The sequence below is a fragment of the Oceanimonas sp. CAM02 genome, assembly GCF_032842915.1.
GTDB classification, from domain to species: Bacteria; Pseudomonadota; Gammaproteobacteria; order Enterobacterales; family Aeromonadaceae; genus Oceanimonas; species Oceanimonas smirnovii.
The window spans coordinates 1-17,423 of record NZ_JAWJBK010000007.1 but is presented as its reverse complement, the minus strand read 5'-3'; the positions used below and the strand labels follow the sequence as shown (position 1 = coordinate 17,423).

Here is a 17,423-nt window from a genome sequence, read left to right as displayed (position 1 = left end):
AATGCGAGGCTTTTTTATTATCGGCTGACCGTGACGGTCTGGCCGTTAAAGTGAACTTCCTGTCCGGCTGTTATCTTGCAACGCTTGCGCACTTCTACCTGGCCATTCACGGTCACGGCCCCCTCATCAATCACCGCTTTGGCCATGGCACCCGAGTCGCACCAGCCCAGTACTTTCAGCAGGTTGCACAGGGGAATAAAATCATTGCCTTCCAGGTAGAATGTTTCGTTCATTGAGTGTCTCTTTGGTGGTGGTTTGAATTGCTTTAAGTAGTAAAAATAGTTTTAAATTTTACAATTTTGGTTAATTCTTGGTTTTATCAATTGTTTCTTTGCTGTTTTGTCCGGTTCTGGGCATTATAAACGGTTTGGATCACGCCATTTGCTGTGTTGTTATCTTCTCATGATTTGACGCTGCCCCTGGAGGCAAGACTGTGCCATTCTGAGTCCTGTGATGCTTGGCGATGTGTGTGCGTCCCTGTGTTTAAGTCAGTTACGTTATCAAGAGGTGATTATGTCCGGATTGCTGCCCAATATCGACCCTGATGGTCTGCTGGAATATTCCGTGGTTTATACCGACCGTGCGCTGAACCATATGTCCGGCCGCTTTCAGCAAGTGATGAAAGACATCTCTGCCAGTCTGAAAGAGCTCTATCACGCTCATTCCACCGTGATTGTTCCCGGCAGTGGTACTTACGGCATGGAAGCGGTAGCCCGGCAGTTTGCCAGTAACAAGCACTGTCTGGTGGTGCGTAATGGTTGGTTCAGCTATCGCTGGAGTCAGATCTTTGAAGCCGGCAGCATTCCCGCATCCGAAACCGTGCTCAAGGCCCGCACCATTGAGGATGGCCCTCAGGCCGCCATGGCTCCCGCACCCATTGAGGAAGTGGTCGCCGCCATTCGTGAGCAAAAGCCCGATATGGTGTTTGCCGCTCATGTAGAAACCGCTGCCGGCATTATGCTGCCCGACAACTATATTCGTGCCATGGCTGAAGCGGTGCATGAGGTGGGCGGTTTGCTGGTGATTGACTGCATTGCTTCCGGCACCATCTGGGTAGATATGGAAGCCTGCGGCGTAGATATTCTGCTGAGCGCACCGCAAAAGGGCTGGAGCAGCTCACCCTGCTGTGGCCTGGTGATGCTGAGCAAACTGGCCCGGGAGCGTATTGAGCACACTCAAAGCTCCAGCTTTGCCATTGATCTGAAAAAATGGCTGCAGATCATGGAAACCTATGAGCAGGGCGGCCATGCCTATCACGCCACCATGCCTACCGATGCACTCACCATGTTCCGCGATACCATTACAGAAAGCCGTGAGTTTGGCTTTGCGCTGATGAAACAGCGTCAGCAGGAGCTGGGTGATAAAATTCGTGCAGCTTTATCTTCCCGTGGCATCAAGAGTGTGGCGGCCAGCGGCTTTGCTGCTCCGGGTGTGGTGGTGTGTTATACCGACGACGCCGGCATCAAGAGCGGCAGCAAGTTTGCCGCCGAAGGCCTGCAAATTGCCTCGGGCGTGCCACTGGCCTGTGACGAGCCCGCTGATTTTCAGACCTTCCGGCTGGGCCTGTTTGGTCTCGACAAACTGAAAAACGTGGACCGCACTGTGGCCACCTTTGAAGCCGCACTGGATAAGGTGCTGCAGAACTGACATTCACCCCCATAAAAAACGCCGCTCAACCGAGCGGCGTTTTTGTTCAGGCCTGAGCCTCTGTTAATAAGGCCGGCTCCTGCCGGGGCTTGTCGGGCGCGGTTCGCTCAAGCTGAAACCGGGCAATTTGCTGAGTCAGCTGATGAGACGACTCATGTACCCGCTCACTGCTTTCCGAAATCAGATCCGCGACCTGCAGCGCCTCTCTGGAGCCTTCGTTAATATTGAGCAGGTTGCGGTTAATTTCTTCCGCTACTGCCGACTGCTCTTCCGACGCAGTGGCAATCTGGGCATTCATATCGTTAATGCTCTGCACTTCCGTCAGGATCTGCTCCAGGTCCCGGCCGGCGGCGCGCACCACATCCATGCTGATGGCAGCCTGTTCCTGGCTGTTGGTCATGTGTTCCGATACGGTGCCGGCATGGCTTTGCAGTTGCTGGATCATACGCTGAATCTCACCGGTAGATTCCTGAGTACGCAGTGCCAGGGAGCGAACCTCATCGGCTACCACGGCAAAGCCCCGGCCTGATTCGCCGGCCCGGGCGGCTTCAATGGCGGCGTTCAGTGCCAGCAGGTTGGTCTGCTCGGAGATATTGCGGATCACTTCCACCACAGAGTCAATCTGACGGGTCTGGCTTTCCAGCTCTTCCATGGCCTGGCCCGCTTCACCCACTGAGTCGGCCAGCTGCTGCATACTGCTGATGCTGCGGTTAACATCCTCATGGCCCATGCTGGCTTCCTGATTGGCTTTTTCTGCCGCTGCGGACGCATCGCTGGCATGACGGGCCACTTCGTGCACGGTGGCATTCATTTCGTTCATCGCAGTGGCGACCTGATCTACCTCATTGAACTGATTTTGCATGCTGGCGCGAGTTTGCCGGCTTTTTACACTCAGCCCTTCGGCTTCACCATCCAGCAGATTGGCGGCTTCCCGCACCTGAGCCAGCAGGGTGCATAATTGCTCACCCATGGTATCCACGCCGCGAGAAAGCTGACCGATTTCATCGGTGCGGGTTGCACCGGTGCGGGCAGCCAGGTCGCCCTGCCCAAAGCGGGCGATCACTTCCTGCACGCGGGCAACCGAAAAGGTAAGGGTGCGAGTAATAATCATGATTAATACCAGTGCCACCAGAACTACCATAACGGTCAGTGCCAATGATTTGCTCGCCTGCTGCCAGAACAGTTCGTTAACGTCGCTGAGATAAACGCCGCTGCCAATCACCCATCCCCAGGGAGCAAAACCCTGCACGTAAGAGACTTTTTGCTGAGGACTGTCAAACTGAGGGCCGATATAGGTGTATTCTACGAAGCCTGCGCCGCTGTCCTTGACGCTGTTTACCATGGCCTGCCAGTGGTAATGGCCATCAGCATCAGTGACCTGGGTCATATCGCGCCCTTCTTCGTCGGGCTTGAGGGGATGCATCACCAGCCGGTGCTGCATGTCGTTGATCCACATGTAACCATCATCGCCATAACGCATGGCGCGAACGGCTTCCAGTGCCAGCTCGCGGCTGCGGCTGTCACCGAGCCGCTGGCGTTGTTCGTAATAGTGGTTGACCAGAGACGTGGCTGTTTCAACCTGCTCTCGTACCTTTTCCTGACGTGCCTTGAGCAGTTCAATATGAAGGCCGGTCATGGCAGAAATCTGAACCAGTACTAATCCGATAAACAGCGTAATGACCATGACCATCAGTTTGTTGCGCAAACTGAGGTTATTAAAAAATTGCATATCCATCCTCGAGGGCTCTGAGGGTGGCTTGTGAGCCTGTGGCTGCCCGCGGTGGCATATTCGACAACAGGCTAAAGCGTCCCATGCTTATTGATATTGGTGTTAATACGGCCTTCATGACCGTTGCAGCAGCATAGCAGTAACACACTGACAAAAGGTAGCCTTATGGGTCTTTGAATCTTGACCTGCATCAAGCGTCGGGCAAATAGAGGCTGGTGCCGGCAGGGAAGTGAGCGGTAAGATGCGGGCCTGCTGAATAAAGGAGTGCCCGTGGCGAAAGCAAAAACAGAAACCAAAACCATGGTATTGCTGGCTAACCTGAACTGTGATCATGTGCTGCAGCTGGAAGCGCCGCTGGTTGCCGGCAGTCGCCTGAATTACCGGGACGGCGGTCGTCGCCTGGGAGGCGGAGCCGCCAACACCGGCACTGGCCTGTGCTGGGCCGGCCACAGAGTGCTGCCGGTAACCCGGCTGGGCAATGATGACACCGGTGACTGGCTGCTGCAGCAGGCAAGAGAGCTGGGGCTTAACACGGATTATATCGAGCGCTTTGAGGGCAGCACCGGTGAGCTGCTGGTGCTGGTAGACAGCCGGGGTGAGCGCACTATACTGCGTCAGACCCGGCCGCCGGCCTTGCCTGTATGTTTGCCTCAGGAGCCGGTAGATTGCCTTTACGTCAATACCGACGGCGAGCAGGCAGCAGATTATATGATGGCCATGAACCCGCACAGCCTGGTGATCAGTCAGTATCCTGCCGGTGGTCGCTGGTTACGTCCCTGCCGCATTATGATTGCCTCTGCCGCTGACGTGGGGACGCTGTCGGATCCCTGGCAGCATGCCAGACAGCTGGCCGGTGATTCGCTGGAGTGGCTGGTGCTTACCCACGGTGAGCGGGGTGCCGAGGCCATTTCTGCCGGGCAGCGGCTGTATGTGCCGGCTCCGGCAGTGACGCCGGTGGATGCCACCGGCGCAGGTGATGCCTTTGCAGGCGGACTTATTCATGGTCTGTGCTCAGGCTGGTCAATGGCCGAGGCACTGGCAGAAGCCGGCAACTGGGCAGCCTGCACTCTGACATCGGCCTCGTCCATTCCTTCGCCCCAGTTGCTCCGGTATCTGGCCGGTGAGCTGAAATTCTCCATGAGCACTGATAAGCTCAGCCTGATCCAAGCCTGCGGAGAGCAACCTGAGTGAATGACAGCTTTATAATCAAGCTACTGACTATCACCTGGCGCTGGTCGGTATTTCTGATGTTTCCTGTACTGATATTTGGTTATGTAGAACTGACCGGCCTGTCGTTAAGTGAGTTCGATACCGGCGTAAACCACCATAAATGGCTTCTGGTTTCTCTGTATTTTTTATATGTGTTGCTGTGGTGGCGGCTTAATCGTCGCGTGATGGACCTGATAGTGCGCCGGAGATGGCGATGACGGAGTGGCTGCCCACCTACTGGCCGCTGGGGCTGGCGGCACTGTCTGCCCTGGCTGGCTGGGGGCTGGCCCACATCACTCTTGGCGTGCGGCTGCAGCTGACGGCTCAGCAAGGTGAGCACTGGCAGCAGGCCCTGACCGAGCGCAGCGCCGAATTACAGGACACGCGCCAGCGACTGGAGCAACAGCAGCAGCTGGTGCTGAAAATGAACGGCCGGCTCAAGGAGTATGAAACCCTGCTGCGTCAGGAGCGGCAGTGGGCAGCAGAAAAACAGGCTCAGTTTGAAGACAGTGAAGCCCGCCTGCAGCAGCAGTTCGAAAATCTGGCCCAGCGCATTTTCGAGCAGAAAACCCATAACCTGCGGGAGCTGAACCAGCACAGCCTGGACACCCTGCTGGGGCCGTTGCGCGAGCAGCTGGAAGGCTTTCGCCGAAATATGCAGGAAACCTATGCTGACGAAAGCCGCCAGCGCCACAGCCTGAAGTTTGAGATTGAACGGCTGGCTGAGCTGCATAAACAGATGAGTGCCGACACCAGCGCCCTGACCCGCGCCCTGAAAGGAGACAGCAAGCAGCAGGGCAACTGGGGCGAAGTGGTGTTGTCCCGAGTGCTGTCCGAGTCTGGCCTGCGGGAAGGACATGAATACAGCACTCAGCAAAGCCTGAGCAACGCCGACGGCAAGCGTTATCAGCCCGATGTGATAGTGCACCTGCCCCAGGACAAGGACATTATCATCGACGCCAAGGTATCACTTACCGCCTATGAGCGTTATTTCAACGGTGAAACTCAGGGCGAGCGCGAGCAGGCACTGCGGGAGCATGTTGCCTCTGTGCGGGGCCATATTCGCGAGCTGGGACGCAAGGATTATCATCAGCTGCAGGGGGTGCGTACCCTGGATTATGTGCTCATGTTTGTGGCGGTAGAGCCGGCGTTTCTGGTGGCGGTAGAGCACGAGCCAGCACTGGTGAAATATGCCCTTGACCATAATATTCTGCTGGTCAGCCCCACGAACCTGCTGGTGGCGCTGCGTACCATAGAGAACCTGTGGCGGGTAGAGCGGCAGAATCAGAATGCCCGGCGCATTGCCGAGTCGGCGGGCAAGCTCTATGAAAAATTGCGGCTGTTTACCGAAGACATGGAGGCGGTGGGGGGCTCACTGCGCCGTGCCGATGACAGCTATCAGCGTGCCATGAAGCGTTTGTGCCAGGGCCGGGGTAATCTGGTGCGCCAGGCGGAGGCCTTTCGCGAGCTGGGAGTGGAAGTGACCAAGCCCTTGCCTGAGCACCTGCAGGAGCAAAGCCGGATCACCGAAGAGCCGGCGCTGGAGTCAGTGCCAAAGGAGTTATAAAAAGAAGGGGCTGGGCTGAAACAGCCGCTCCACCTCGGGAATAAACTTTTTGTCGACCAGAAACAGCACCACATGGTCATTTTGTTCGATGACGGTTTTATCGTGGCCAATCAGTACTTCTTCGCCCCGTACTATGGCCCCTATGGTGGTGCCCGGCGGCAGCTTGAGATCGCCCACCATGCGGCCCACCACTCTGGAAGTGCTGCTGTCGCCATGGGCAATGGCCTCTATGGCTTCGGCAGCCCCCCGGCGTAGGGAATAGACGTTAACAATGTCGGCCCGGCGCACATGGGTCAGCAGGGCCGAAATGGTGGCCTGCTGGGGCGATATGGCCACGTCTATGGTGCCGCCCTGCACCAGATCCACATAGGCACCGCGCTGAATAAGCACCATCACCTTGCGGGCACCCATTTTTTTGGCGAGCATGGCCGACATTATGTTGGCTTCGTCCTGGTTGGTGACCGCAATAAAAACGTCGACCTGATCGATATGTTCTTCAATCAGCAGCTCCTGATCCGAAGCATCACCACAAAACACCATGGTGTGCTCCAGCATTTCCGACAGCTGTTCAGCCCGCTTGGGGCTGTGTTCGATCAGCTTGACTGAATATTGTCGCTCCAGCCGGCTGGCAAGCCCTGCTCCTATATTGCCACCACCCACTATCATGATGCGCTTATAGTCACTTTCCAGCCGTTGCAGCTCAGACATCACCGCGCGAATATGGCCGCTGGCAGCGACAAAAAAGACTTCATCGTCCGCCTCGATAATGGTGGTGCCCTGCGGGCGTATGGGCCTGTCCTGGCGAAAAATGGCCGCCACCCTAGTATCTATGCTGGGCATGTGATCCCGCAGAGTAGAGAGCGCATTGCCCACCAGAGGGCCGCCATAATAGGCCTTGATGGCCACCAGACCCACCTTGCCTTCGGCAAAGTCCACCACCTGCAGGGCACCGGGATACTGAATCAGCCGGTAAATATATTCAGTCACCAGCTGCTCGGGAGCGATCAGGCTATCTACCGGAATGGCCTCGTTCATAAACAGCCGCTCCCGCTCCGCCAGGAACTCCGGTGAGCGAATACGGGCCACCTTGTTGGGCGTGTTGAACAGGGAATAGGCCACCTGACAGGCAATCATATTGGTTTCGTCGCTGTTGGTGACCGCCACCAGCATGTCGGCATCCTGAGCACCGGCTTCCCGCAGCACCGACGGATAGGCACCATGGCCATTGACGACCCGCAGATCATATTTGTCCTGCAGCTCGCGCAGCCGCTCCGTGTTGGTGTCGACCAGGGTGATGTCGTTATTTTCACCCACCAGGTTTTCTGCCAGGGTGCCGCCTACCTGGCCGGCCCCCAGAATGATGATTTTCATGCCTGTTTCGCTATTTTGGCGTAATAGAAACCGTCCCGTCCGTGTTCATCCGGCAGCAGCTGCCAGCCCGGTTGCTGCGGTGTATCGCCATCATGCAGGGGCTGCAGCAAGGCGTCGGGGGTGCGGGCCAGAAAAGCCTTTACCTGCTCGCGGTTTTCGTCCGGTAATACCGAGCAGGTGGCATAGAGCAGCATACCGCCGGGTTTCAGTTGCTGCCACTGGGCATCCAGAATTTGCGACTGCAGCGCCGCCAGCTGGGCGATGTCTTCGGGCCGGCGCAGCCATTTGATATCAGGGTGGCGACGGATCACGCCGGTGGCGGAGCAGGGCGCATCAAGCAGAATGCGATCAAATTGCGGCCCTTGCCACCAGTCCTGCGGTCTGGCGGCATCGCCCTGCAGCACGGTGGCCTCAAGGCCGATGCGGTCCAGGTTCTGATGCACCCGCTCCAGCCGGTCGGCGTCCATATCAATGGCCACCAGCTGCTTCAGCGCCGGCTGGCGCTCCAGAATATGGGCGGTTTTACCACCGGGGGCGGCACAGGCGTCAAGGATCAGCTCACCGGGCTGCGGATCGAGCAGTTGCGCGGCTATCTGGGCAGCGGCATCCTGCACCGAACAATGGCCCTCGCTGAAACCGGGCAGGGTGGTAACATCCACCGGCCGGCCCAGCCGCAGCGCCTGGGCGGCCAGCGGGTCGGCACTGGCCTCAATGCCCTGCTCCGCCAGCAGCGCCATATACTGGTCGCGGCTGTGGTGGGTCTCGTTCACTCGAATCCACATGGGCGGGTGGCAGTTATTGGCGGCCATAATGGCCTGCCACTGCTCGGGATAGGCCTGCTGCAGCCGTTTCATCAGCCAGTTGGGGTGGGCCTGACGCAGCTGAGGCAGGGCATCCACCTTTTCTTCCAGCTCCTGCTGCCGGCGCTGCACATTGCGCAGCACGCCGTTGACCAGCCCCTTGAACGGATCGGCCTTGAGCTGTTTGCAGGCGGCCACGGTTTCGGCCAGCGCCGCATGGGCCGGTACCCGGGTATAGAGCAGCTGATACAGCCCCACCAGCAGCAGGGCATGCACCGGCTGGTATTTGCCCTTGAGCGGCTTGTCGAGCAGTTGCTTGGCCATGGCATCGAGCCGGCTGTACCAGCGCAGTGTGCCAAAGCACAGCTCCTGCAGCAGGGCGCGATCCTTGGCGGCCACCTCCTGCTGATAGCGGGGCAGCAGGGCAGACAGGGACTGACCCTGATTGATCACCCGGTGAACAATATTGGCCGCGGCGGCGCGAGTTTTCATGGCGTTCTCTTGTGGTTGGCGAACATCAGTACAGCTGGCTGCCCGGAGTGAACCAGTCTTTACGGGCATTGAGCAAATCCTGGCAGCTCATGGCTTTTTTGCCCGGGGGCTGCAGGCTGAGCAGGCGAAGTACACCCTGGCCGGTGGCCACGTCTATGCCGGCTTTACCAGCGGCCAGAATGGTGCCGGGAGCGGCATCTGTGCCTTGATCCAGTACTTGCGTCTGCCACAGTTTGATATTGTGCTCCGCCACCATAAAGTAGCTCACCGGCCAGGGGTTAAAGGCGCGCACGCAGCGTTCCAGCTGCACCGCAGGCAGGCTCCAGTCGATGCGGGCTTCTTCCTTGCTGAGTTTTTCGGCATAGTTGGCTTCTGCATCGTTCTGGGGCTCGGCGTTGACGCTGCCATTTTCCAGCTGGCCAAGGGTGTGCAGCAGCGCCTGCGGGCCCAGCCCGGCCAGTTTTTCATAGAGGCTGGCAGAGGTGTCGCCGGCCTCGATGGGCAGGCTGGCCTTGTGCAGCATGGCACCGGTATCCAAACCCTTGTCCATCTGCATGATGGTCACGCCGGTGTTGGCATCGCCGGCCCAGATGGCACGCTGAATGGGGGCGGCACCACGCCAGCGGGGCAGCAGGGAGCCATGCACGTTAATGCAGCCCAGGCGCGGCGTATCGAGCACCACTTGTGGCAGGATCAGGCCATAGGCCACCACCACCATCAGATCGGCACCCAGGGCGGCCAGCTCGGCCTGAGCGGTGTCGTCACGCAGGCTCTGAGGTTGATACACCGGCAGGCCGGCTTGCTCAGCGGTCACCTTGACCGGGCTTGGGGTCAGCTTTTTGCCCCGGCCCGCAGGGCGGTCGGGCTGAGTGTAAACGGCAATGACATTGTGGCCGGCATCCAGCAGCGCCTGCAGATGACGGGCGGCAAAGTCGGGCGTGCCGGCAAAAACCAGATTGAGTTTGCTCAAGAAAAATCCTTAGCGATGAATCAGCGCTGTTCCTGACGGGCCATTTTTTCCATTTTCTGACGAATGCGCTGGCGCTTGAGCGGAGACAGGTAATCCACAAACAGTTTGCCTTGCAGGTGATCCATTTCATGCTGAATGCAGATGGCCAGCAGATCGTCCGCTTCCAGCTCAAAGGTCTCGCCGTGTCTGTCTTGCGCACGAATTTTTACTTTTTCGGCCCGGGGTACCAGAGCGCGGGCACCGGGCACCGACAGGCAGCCTTCTTCAATGCCGGTGCTGCCGTGGCTTTCCAGAATTTCCGGATTGATCAGCACCAGGGGGTGCTCCCGGTCTTCGGACACGTCGATCACAATAAGACGCTGATGAATATCCACCTGAGTGGCGGCCAGACCGATGCCTTCTTCGGCATACATGGTCTCAAACATATCATCTACAATGGTCTGTAACTCGGGAGTAAAGGCGTCTACCGGCCTGGCGACGGTTCTGAGGCGTTCATCGGGAAAGCGCAATACTTCTAAAACTTTGGCCATAACGAGATTCATTTCCTGTATTAGGTTCTGTCAGTATTTTAGCCATTTGCAACACAAAAATCAGCAACAGTCGGCAGCAGGCAGAGGAAGATGACCAACACAGACCTTGATGCTCACGCTTTATTACCCTGGCTGGCCCTGCAGCAGGCCAAGGGCCTGGGCCCGGTGCGCGGCTGGAAACTGTGGCAAAAACTGCAGGAAAATTGCTGCCGGGCGGAATATTTGCGCGAAACCGGCCTGGATGACTCCACTCTCACTCATCTGCTGACGCCTCAGCATGCCCTGCTGGAACGAGTGCTGGCGTGGCTGAATGATGGCCCCGAGCGCCATTTGCTGACGCGCGCCGATCCACGCTACCCCGAGCAACTCAATCGGGTTTCTGCCGCGCCCTTACTGTTATTTGTAGAAGGGGATCCGGCGGTGCTGACACTGCCCCAGCTGGCGGTGGTGGGCAGCCGGCATCCTTCCTATGTGGGCAAGGAGAACACTCGCCAGCTTATTCCGCCTCTGGTTGAAGCGGGGCTGGCCATTACCTCCGGACTTGCCATGGGGATTGATGGTCTGGCTCATCAGGCCGCCCTGAATGCCGGCGGTACCACGCTGGCGGTGTTTGGCTCCGGGTTGGCCCAGTGCCATCCCAAACGGCATCTGCGGCTGGCTCGTCACATCGTGGAGTGTGGTGGTGTCATTATGTCTGAATGTTACCCCTGGGAAAAACCACAGGCATTTCTGTTTCCGAGACGAAACCGCATTATCAGCGGTCTTGCTCTTGGGGTGCTGGTCATGGAAGCGGCTGAGCGCAGTGGCTCGCTGATTACTGCCCGCTTTGCCCTGGAGCAGAATCGAGAGGTATTTGCCGTGCCCGGTGCCCGGCAAAACCCGCAGGCGACAGGCTGTAACCGGTTAATACAGCAGGGGGCCAAGCTGGTGGACGAGGCCAATGACGTACTGGAAGAGCTGGCGGGCTTCTCTGCGGCAGCGGTCAAAATTCACGATGCTGCCACGGAGCAATTATTGCCTTATCCGGACTTGTTGGATAACGTAGGTTTAGAGGCAACGGCACTGGATATTATTGCAGAACGTTGCCAGCAGCCGGTGCATCAGGTGTTAACCCGGTTGGTCGAGCTGGAATTGGCCGGCTGGGTGGAATCCGTGCCCGGGGGTTATGTCAGAGCGAGGAGGAGCTGATCATGTTCGAAGTACTGATGTACTTGTTCGAGACCTACATCCATGCAGATGTAGACACCATGGTGGATCAGGATGAACTCGCTGAAGAACTGACTGACGCGGGCTTCAACAAGGAAGAGATCCTCAAGGCGCTGGCCTGGCTGGAACGCCTGGCTGCACTGCAGGAAGCAGAAGAGCCGCCGGCCTGGGCCTGCTCTGCTCCCGATTCATTCCGCATCTATACACCGGAAGAGCTGTATAAGCTCGACACCGAAGGGCGTGGTTTTTTGTTGTTCCTTGAGCAAATCAAGGTGCTGAATGCCGAAACCCGCGAAATTGTGATTGACCGGGTAATGGAGCTGGACTCGCCGGTGATTGAACTCGATGACCTCAAGTGGGTAGTGCTGATGGTGCTGTTCAATGTGCCCGGGAGTGAGTCGGCTTATCACGAGCTGGAAGATCTGCTGTTTGAACAACCTGACGGAGCGGTTCACTGATCCCGGCCGCGCTGGTAGACTTCACAGCCAGTGAATTCGGAGGCGCGGCATGTCGAAAATCGATACCAGTCTGTTCAGTGGCCAGCATTCAGGCCCGGCCGAAGAGGCTTGCCCGGCTTGTGGCAAACCTCTGCAGTTGCGCCATGGCAAGCATGGTGCCTTTCTTGGCTGTTCAGCCTATCCCGGTTGTGACTATCTGAGGCCGCTCAAGGTCATTGAGCACGATGAAGACGTGGAAAAACTGCTGAAAGGCAGTACCTGCCCGCTGTGTGGTCATACCCTGGCCATTCGCAAGGGGCGCTACGGACTTTTTATTGGCTGCTCTCATTATCCTGAGTGTCATTATGTGGCTGATATCAACGATCAGGGCAACAGCGATCCTGCCTGTCCGGTGTGCGAAAAAGGTCATCTGGTGGCTCGTACCTCCCGTTACGGCAAGCGCTTTTATGCCTGCGATGCTTACCCGGGCTGCCGCTATATTGTTAACGACAAACCGGTAGCCAAACCCTGCCCGGAGTGCGGTTTTGGTATTCTTACCGAGCGCAAGGGCCGGCTTTGTTGCCCGAAAAAAGGCTGTGGTTACCAGCAATAAACATCTTCAGGAATTTCGTTTTCATGACTCAGCAAGCTTTCTTTACGGCCGTTGAACAGCTGCAACAGGGCGGTGTCATCGGTTATGCCACGGAAGCGGTATTTGGTATTGGGTGTGATCCCGATAATGGTGAGGCAGTACAAAGAGTGCTGACCATCAAGGAGCGCCCGGTCGACAAGGGGCTGGTACTAATCGCCGCCGATGTCAGTCAGCTGTTGCCTTATCTGGATCTGACCCGGCTGCCCGAAGGGCGGCTGGAGGTGATTCTGGCAAGCTGGCCCGGGCCCTATACCTGGATTATTCCGGCGCGTCCCGAAGTGCCCGAATGGCTGAAAGGCCGGTTCGATTCGTTGGCGGTGCGGGTCACCGATCATCCTCAGGCCCACGATCTCTGCCTGGCCTATGGCAAGCCGCTGGTGTCGACCAGTGCCAATAAGAGCGGTGAAGAGCCTGCCCGCAGTGCTGCCGAGCTGGCTGACCGGCTGGGCAATGAGCTCGACTATATTCTGCCCGGCGATACCGGCGGCCGGGCTAACCCGTCGCTGATTCGCGATGGCATTACCGGCGCTGTATTACGCCCGGCCTGACTGTTTATCAACAAGGAATTATCATGAGTAGCAAACCGGATACGTCGGCCGTAAAGGCATTTTTACTGGCACTGCAGGACAATATCTGCCGGCAGCTGGAACAGGCCGACGGCAGCGGCCGTTTTATTGAAGACAGCTGGACCCGGGAAGAAGGCGGCGGTGGCCGCAGTCGGGTACTGCGCAATGGTACCGTAATCGAGCAGGGTGGCGTGAACTTCTCTCATGTATACGGTGCTGCCATGCCGGCGTCGGCCACAGCGCACCGCCCGGAGCTGGCGGGCCGCTCTTTTGAGGCCATGGGGGTGTCGCTGGTGATCCATCCGCACAACCCTCATGTGCCCACCAGTCATGCCAATGTGCGTTTCTTTATTGCCGAAAAAGAAGGGGCCGATCCGGTGTGGTGGTTTGGTGGTGGTTTTGATCTGACGCCGTTTTATCCGGTGGAAGAAGACTGCCGGCACTGGCATCAAGTATCCAAGGATTTGTGTGAACCCTTTGGTGAGGATGTCTATCCCAAATACAAGGAATGGTGTGACCGCTATTTCTACCTCAAGCACAGGAATGAAACCCGGGGCGTGGGCGGGCTTTTTTTTGATGATCTGAATGAATGGCCTTTTGAGCGGTGCTTTGCCTTTATGAAAGCAGTGGGTGAGGGCTACCTGGATGCTTATCTGCCGATTATCGCGCGCCGTAAAGATACCCCCTATGGTGAGGATGAGCGTCAGTTCCAGCTGTATCGCCGGGGCCGCTACGTCGAGTTCAACCTGGTATATGACAGAGGTACTTTGTTCGGACTACAGACCGGCGGCCGTACCGAGTCTATTCTGATGTCGATGCCGCCGCTGGCCCGGTGGGAATATGACTGGCAGCCAGAAGCCGGCTCCAGAGAGGCACGGCTGCAGGCGTTTCTGGTGCCGCGTAGCTGGGTTTAAGTACGGCCGGACTCGGTGCCAAATAGCTCTATCACCTTGTCAATTAATGCCTGGCGCTCACCGCCGGGCAAAAAAGCTGCATAGACTTCCCGACTGATGGTGGGAGCCTCTTCCACCAGAAACAGCCGTTCCTGATCCTGGTATTGACGGATCATGGAACTGGGTAAAAAGGCACTGCCGCCGTGATGCAGCAGATATTCCAGCGCAATGCGTACTGAACCAGTATGCAGCAACGGAGGCGTGGCGGTATTGAACAGTTTGGCGTGCTGAGTATTAAAGGCGGTGCCCCAGTCGATACGAATGTAATCCTGAGCCATGGCCCGGCTGGCATCCAAACCTGGATAAGTGGAGACCAGCTGCAGATCCATGGTGTGGGTAGCAATATGGCGTACTCCCTCAATACGGGCTGGATCCGTAAGAAAGGCCAGATCCAGAGTGCGGCTCAGCAGCGCCCGGGTCATTTGCTCCGGAGTGCGAATATCGGCTCGTAATGATAATGCCGGCAGCTCACAATAAAGCCGGTGCAAACCGTCTTGCAGGTAGGCGTCCCACAGGTTAGCGGTGCCTGCCACTGCCAGCTGCTGAGTTTGCCGTTCGCTTAAAGCTACCTCGTGCTGGGCCCGGGCCCAGGCCAGCAGCATGGATTCTGCATGAGGGATAAGTGCTTCACCTGATGAGGTCAGCTGAATATTGTTGCGCAACCGGGTGAAGAGGGTGACGCCCAGCTGGCTTTCAAGCTGGCGAATGCGAAAGCTGACCGCAGACGGCGTCAGGTACAGGTGCTCTGCTGCCTTGCCAAAGTGACGGGTACGTGACACTTCCAGAAAGGTTTTTAAAAGTTCGGTATCCAAGGCCAACCACAATTATTTTGTTCGTTAGCGCAAAATCTATTCGTTTTGGCGGCTAATGCAACCAAAAAAATGCCTTTGATGGCAATATAATTTCTATCTCCTTTAAATTCAGTAGCAGTGAGAAGCATCATGGACAGATACGTCGTTACCGGTAATCCCATCGCTCACAGTCAGTCACCCTTTATTCATCAGGCATTTGCCGATCAAACCGGTCAGCAAATCAGCTACGAGAGGCTATTGTTGCCACTGGATGGTTTTGCTCAGGGAATAGCGGATTTCGTAAAGCAGGGGGGACTTGGCTGCAATGTGACTGTTCCTTTTAAAACCGATGCGCTGGCGGTAGCCGATGAGCTGAGTGAGCGTGCCAGTCTGGCAGAAGCGGTTAATACTCTTAAAGTAATGAGCGATGGCCGGTTATTTGCCGATAATACCGACGGGGCCGGCCTGGTCATGGATTTAAAACGACTGGGCGTACCGCTGACGGATAAACGCATTTTGCTGCTGGGCGCGGGCGGAGCAGCCCGGGGAGTGATGGGCCCGTTGCTGGCGGAGCAGCCGGCCATGCTGGTGGTGACCAATCGCACGCGGGCACGGGCCGATGAACTGGCCAGCCGCTTTGCCAGCCTGGGACCGGTCAGCAGCCAGCCGCTTGATGCCTTGCAGGGATCCTTTGATCTGATTATTAACAGCACTTCTGCCAGTTTGCAGGGAGAGCGGCTGACCTTGCCTGCCAGCCTTTGCCATTCCGGCACCCATGTCTACGATATGATGTATGGGCGGGAAGAAACTCCCTTTATGTGCTGGGCGACGGAGCAGGGCGTCAGTCATCGTTATGATGGCCTGGGCATGCTGGTAGGACAGGCGGCAGAAAGCTTTTATCTCTGGCGTGGTGTGCGCCCGAATATGGCACCGGTACTGCAGGCACTCAGGACCAGACTGGAACAGGCACAATGAATCAGGACATTATTGTCGGCGACGAAGTTTACTGGCAGCCCGAAGAACAACGGCTGGCCTTCAGTGCTCACTGGCAGGGCAGGCAGGTATTCTGTTTTATCACTCAGCACCGGCTGGAGCACCTGGCGGGTCAGCAGTTACCCGACGAGGCCAGTGCCATGCTGGCCTTTGAGCAGGTGCGCTTTGATATTGAAGAGCTGGTGTGCGAGCGCATCGAAGAAGAAGCCTTTGCACCGGACGGCAGCATCAGCCTGTAGGGCTTGTATCTTGGTCAAGAGCCGGCAGAGAGGGCGCTACGCGAAGCATCAGTGCGGTTGCACTCCGCCGACACGCTTCACTTATTGCCACTCACTAAAAAAGCCTGTTGCGAACATAGTTAATGTTCGGTCAGGCTTTTTTAATTCGTCATGGCGAGCAAAGCTCGCCCCATGAACGCTCGAAAATGCCATCCCTGGCATTTAATGTTCGGCTACGGCAATCCCCACTGCTACTTCGGGCAACATCGGCATTATCTGCATACAATCAGTCAGCGTCAGGCGTGCAGAGGAGGGCAAAGGGTGTCTGCTTCGCCGTGCCCTTCGCGTCAGGGATGACGCGACGGAGCGTACATGGAGGTATTCACAGCGTGCCGGCGAAGTAGTGCGCTTTGAGCGACGATAGTGCACTGCTCTGCAGACGATGATATTTGTGACCGAGATTTGTCTGTTGATTACCTCTGCTGGAGATATTCATCCTTCAGGCGTACATAGTTGTCGGCTGAGGCGGGCAAAAATGCCTTTTCTTCCTCGGTCAGCGGGCGCGCCTGACGCACCGGTGAGCCGACATATAAAAAACCTGTCTTCAGTCGCTTGCCCGGCGGCACCAGACTGCCGGCACCGATAATCACATCGTCTTCAACGATGGCACCATCCAGAATAATGGCACCCATGCCCACCAGTACCCGATTACCGATGGTGCAGGCGTGTAACATGGCCTTGTGACCAACCGTTACGTCATCCCCGATCAGCAACGGCAGGCCGTCGGGGCGGGAATCACTTTGGCGGGTGACGTGCAGCACGCTGCCATCCTGAATATTGGTACGGGCACCGATGCGAATGTGGTTCACATCGCCCCGGGCGGCAACCAGAGGCCAGATGCTGCTGTCGTTACCCAGAATAATGTCGCCGTAAAGCACGGCAGATTCTTCCACAAACACGCGCTCGCCCAGCGTTGGAACGATTCCCTGGTATGCCTTTAATGATTTCATGCCTTCATCTCTTTATTGGGGGCTGACAGGGCAATATAGTACCGAAACCCAGATAAAAGTGCAGGATCTGTGTATAACTCTGTGGCTAACATGTGGTTTTGCTGAGTTAATAAGCGTTCGGTGCTGAAACCCCGTTTTTTGTCAAAAAAGCCCTTGCGCAAAAATCGCGGCTCCCTATAATGCGCATCCACTGACACGGGGCAAGCGGCCTACGGTCACAAACGTTGAAAGACAACGAAACAAAGTTTGATTCAACGCTTGACGAACACCAAGAGTTGCGTA

19 protein-coding genes are annotated in these 17,423 nt (G+C 57.0%); 11 read left to right on the top strand and 8 right to left on the bottom strand.

The window, feature by feature from the left end; all coding sequences use genetic code 11:
• Positions 1 to 17: 17 nt before the first annotated feature.
• Entirely contained in the window at positions 18 to 233 is a 216-nt protein-coding gene (locus R0I78_RS02270; RefSeq protein ID WP_317074153.1) for an RNA-binding S4 domain-containing protein, read from the bottom strand.
• A 280-nt stretch (positions 234 to 513) separates the two neighbouring features.
• On the opposite strand from R0I78_RS02270, the gene R0I78_RS02265 reads away from it, so the two are divergent.
• Positions 514 to 1,647, top strand: coding sequence for an aminotransferase class V-fold PLP-dependent enzyme (locus R0I78_RS02265; protein ID WP_317074152.1), 1,134 nt, complete (start codon positions 514 to 516; stop codon positions 1,645 to 1,647).
• A gap of 46 nt (positions 1,648 to 1,693) precedes the next feature.
• Here the strand turns inward: R0I78_RS02265 and R0I78_RS02260 are convergent, their stop codons facing one another.
• Positions 1,694 to 3,376, bottom strand: a complete 1,683-nt coding sequence (locus R0I78_RS02260) for a methyl-accepting chemotaxis protein (protein WP_317074151.1) — start codon at positions 3,374 to 3,376, stop codon at positions 1,694 to 1,696.
• A gap of 300 nt (positions 3,377 to 3,676) precedes the next feature.
• Between R0I78_RS02260 and R0I78_RS02255 the strand changes: the two genes are divergently transcribed.
• Genes R0I78_RS02255 through rmuC form a run of 3 tightly spaced genes read left to right on the top strand, consistent with a single transcriptional unit; the run spans position 3,677 to position 6,152 of the window.
• Positions 3,677 to 4,567 (top strand): PfkB family carbohydrate kinase, encoded by an 891-nt coding sequence (locus R0I78_RS02255; protein ID WP_317074201.1) that lies wholly within the window; start codon positions 3,677 to 3,679, stop codon positions 4,565 to 4,567.
• Positions 4,564 to 4,803, top strand: a complete 240-nt coding sequence (locus R0I78_RS02250; RefSeq protein WP_317074150.1) for a hypothetical protein — start codon at positions 4,564 to 4,566, stop codon at positions 4,801 to 4,803. The genes R0I78_RS02255 and R0I78_RS02250 overlap by 4 nt, the downstream gene beginning before the upstream one ends.
• Positions 4,800 to 6,152, top strand: coding sequence for a DNA recombination protein RmuC (rmuC, locus tag R0I78_RS02245; protein ID WP_317074149.1), 1,353 nt, complete (start codon positions 4,800 to 4,802; stop codon positions 6,150 to 6,152). The genes R0I78_RS02250 and rmuC overlap by 4 nt, the downstream gene beginning before the upstream one ends.
• On the opposite strand, the gene trkA is transcribed toward rmuC, so the two are convergent.
• Genes trkA through def form a run of 4 tightly spaced genes read right to left on the bottom strand, consistent with a single transcriptional unit; the run spans position 6,147 to position 10,315 of the window.
• Positions 6,147 to 7,523 (bottom strand): Trk system potassium transporter TrkA, encoded by a 1,377-nt coding sequence (trkA, locus tag R0I78_RS02240; RefSeq protein WP_019935097.1) that lies wholly within the window; start codon positions 7,521 to 7,523, stop codon positions 6,147 to 6,149. The two genes, rmuC and trkA, sit on opposite strands and share 6 nt — an antisense overlap.
• Complete coding sequence (gene rsmB, locus R0I78_RS02235) at positions 7,520 to 8,815, bottom strand: 16S rRNA (cytosine(967)-C(5))-methyltransferase RsmB (RefSeq protein WP_317074147.1); 1,296 nt, start codon at positions 8,813 to 8,815, stop codon at positions 7,520 to 7,522. Before rsmB ends, trkA begins: the two co-directional genes overlap by 4 nt.
• 25 nt (positions 8,816 to 8,840) lie before the next feature.
• Positions 8,841 to 9,785, bottom strand: coding sequence for a methionyl-tRNA formyltransferase (fmt, locus tag R0I78_RS02230; protein WP_317074146.1), 945 nt, complete (start codon positions 9,783 to 9,785; stop codon positions 8,841 to 8,843).
• 20 nt (positions 9,786 to 9,805) lie between these two features.
• Positions 9,806 to 10,315, bottom strand: a complete 510-nt coding sequence (gene def / locus R0I78_RS02225; protein ID WP_019935094.1) for a peptide deformylase — start codon at positions 10,313 to 10,315, stop codon at positions 9,806 to 9,808.
• A 90-nt stretch (positions 10,316 to 10,405) separates the two neighbouring features.
• On the opposite strand from def, the gene dprA reads away from it, so the two are divergent.
• From dprA to hemF, 5 genes are read left to right on the top strand one after another with little or no spacing between them, the layout of a single operon-like run.
• Positions 10,406 to 11,503, top strand: a complete 1,098-nt coding sequence (gene dprA / locus R0I78_RS02220) for a DNA-processing protein DprA (RefSeq protein ID WP_317074145.1) — start codon at positions 10,406 to 10,408, stop codon at positions 11,501 to 11,503.
• Positions 11,504 to 11,505: 2 nt separating this feature from the next.
• A complete protein-coding gene (locus R0I78_RS02215) occupies positions 11,506 to 11,979 on the top strand; it encodes a DUF494 family protein (protein ID WP_019935092.1) in 474 nt (157 codons plus the stop codon).
• A gap of 49 nt (positions 11,980 to 12,028) precedes the next feature.
• Entirely contained in the window at positions 12,029 to 12,571 is a 543-nt protein-coding gene (locus R0I78_RS02210) for a type I DNA topoisomerase (RefSeq protein ID WP_019935091.1), read from the top strand.
• A gap of 23 nt (positions 12,572 to 12,594) precedes the next feature.
• The gene (locus tag R0I78_RS02205) at positions 12,595 to 13,158 is read left to right on the top strand and encodes an L-threonylcarbamoyladenylate synthase (RefSeq protein ID WP_317074144.1); all 564 of its coding nucleotides are present in this window, start codon (positions 12,595 to 12,597) and stop codon (positions 13,156 to 13,158) included.
• A gap of 23 nt (positions 13,159 to 13,181) precedes the next feature.
• Positions 13,182 to 14,090: an oxygen-dependent coproporphyrinogen oxidase gene (gene hemF, locus R0I78_RS02200; protein WP_317074143.1), complete on the top strand. Its 909-nt coding sequence runs from the start codon at positions 13,182 to 13,184 to the stop codon at positions 14,088 to 14,090.
• Here hemF and hdfR read toward each other — a convergent pair.
• Positions 14,087 to 14,941 carry an HTH-type transcriptional regulator HdfR gene (gene hdfR / locus R0I78_RS02195; protein WP_026344843.1) on the bottom strand — a complete coding sequence of 285 codons (855 nt, stop codon included), beginning with the start codon at positions 14,939 to 14,941 and terminating at the stop codon, positions 14,087 to 14,089. The genes hemF and hdfR overlap by 4 nt on opposite strands.
• 129 nt (positions 14,942 to 15,070) lie before the next feature.
• On the opposite strand from hdfR, the gene aroE reads away from it, so the two are divergent.
• Complete coding sequence (gene aroE / locus R0I78_RS02190) at positions 15,071 to 15,895, top strand: shikimate dehydrogenase (protein ID WP_317074142.1); 825 nt, start codon at positions 15,071 to 15,073, stop codon at positions 15,893 to 15,895.
• Positions 15,892 to 16,152 (top strand): DUF1488 domain-containing protein, encoded by a 261-nt coding sequence (locus tag R0I78_RS02185; RefSeq protein ID WP_019935086.1) that lies wholly within the window; start codon positions 15,892 to 15,894, stop codon positions 16,150 to 16,152. Before aroE ends, R0I78_RS02185 begins: the two co-directional genes overlap by 4 nt.
• Before the next feature lie 452 nt (positions 16,153 to 16,604).
• On the opposite strand, the gene R0I78_RS02180 is transcribed toward R0I78_RS02185, so the two are convergent.
• Positions 16,605 to 17,141, bottom strand: a complete 537-nt coding sequence (locus tag R0I78_RS02180) for a gamma carbonic anhydrase family protein (protein ID WP_026344842.1) — start codon at positions 17,139 to 17,141, stop codon at positions 16,605 to 16,607.
• Positions 17,142 to 17,423 lie beyond the last annotated feature (282 nt).

What these genes read in the sequence shown, in the direction of transcription:
- R0I78_RS02270 (WP_317074153.1), bottom strand. Translation starts at nt 233, where the DNA reads ATGAACGAAACATTCTACCTGGAAGGCAATGATTTTATTCCCCTGTGC.
- R0I78_RS02265 (WP_317074152.1), top strand. Translation starts at nt 514, where the DNA reads ATGTCCGGATTGCTGCCCAATATCGACCCTGATGGTCTGCTGGAATAT.
- R0I78_RS02260 (WP_317074151.1), bottom strand. Translation starts at nt 3,376, where the DNA reads ATGCAATTTTTTAATAACCTCAGTTTGCGCAACAAACTGATGGTCATG.
- R0I78_RS02255 (WP_317074201.1), top strand. Translation starts at nt 3,677, where the DNA reads ATGGTATTGCTGGCTAACCTGAACTGTGATCATGTGCTGCAGCTGGAA.
- rmuC (WP_317074149.1), top strand. Translation starts at nt 4,800, where the DNA reads ATGACGGAGTGGCTGCCCACCTACTGGCCGCTGGGGCTGGCGGCACTG.
- trkA (WP_019935097.1), bottom strand. Translation starts at nt 7,523, where the DNA reads ATGAAAATCATCATTCTGGGGGCCGGCCAGGTAGGCGGCACCCTGGCA.
- rsmB (WP_317074147.1), bottom strand. Translation starts at nt 8,815, where the DNA reads ATGAAAACTCGCGCCGCCGCGGCCAATATTGTTCACCGGGTGATCAAT.
- def (WP_019935094.1), bottom strand. Translation starts at nt 10,315, where the DNA reads ATGGCCAAAGTTTTAGAAGTATTGCGCTTTCCCGATGAACGCCTCAGA.
- dprA (WP_317074145.1), top strand. Translation starts at nt 10,406, where the DNA reads ATGACCAACACAGACCTTGATGCTCACGCTTTATTACCCTGGCTGGCC.
- R0I78_RS02215 (WP_019935092.1), top strand. Translation starts at nt 11,506, where the DNA reads ATGTTCGAAGTACTGATGTACTTGTTCGAGACCTACATCCATGCAGAT.
- R0I78_RS02210 (WP_019935091.1), top strand. Translation starts at nt 12,029, where the DNA reads ATGTCGAAAATCGATACCAGTCTGTTCAGTGGCCAGCATTCAGGCCCG.
- R0I78_RS02205 (WP_317074144.1), top strand. Translation starts at nt 12,595, where the DNA reads ATGACTCAGCAAGCTTTCTTTACGGCCGTTGAACAGCTGCAACAGGGC.
- hemF (WP_317074143.1), top strand. Translation starts at nt 13,182, where the DNA reads ATGAGTAGCAAACCGGATACGTCGGCCGTAAAGGCATTTTTACTGGCA.
- aroE (WP_317074142.1), top strand. Translation starts at nt 15,071, where the DNA reads ATGGACAGATACGTCGTTACCGGTAATCCCATCGCTCACAGTCAGTCA.
- R0I78_RS02185 (WP_019935086.1), top strand. Translation starts at nt 15,892, where the DNA reads ATGAATCAGGACATTATTGTCGGCGACGAAGTTTACTGGCAGCCCGAA.
- R0I78_RS02180 (WP_026344842.1), bottom strand. Translation starts at nt 17,141, where the DNA reads ATGAAATCATTAAAGGCATACCAGGGAATCGTTCCAACGCTGGGCGAG.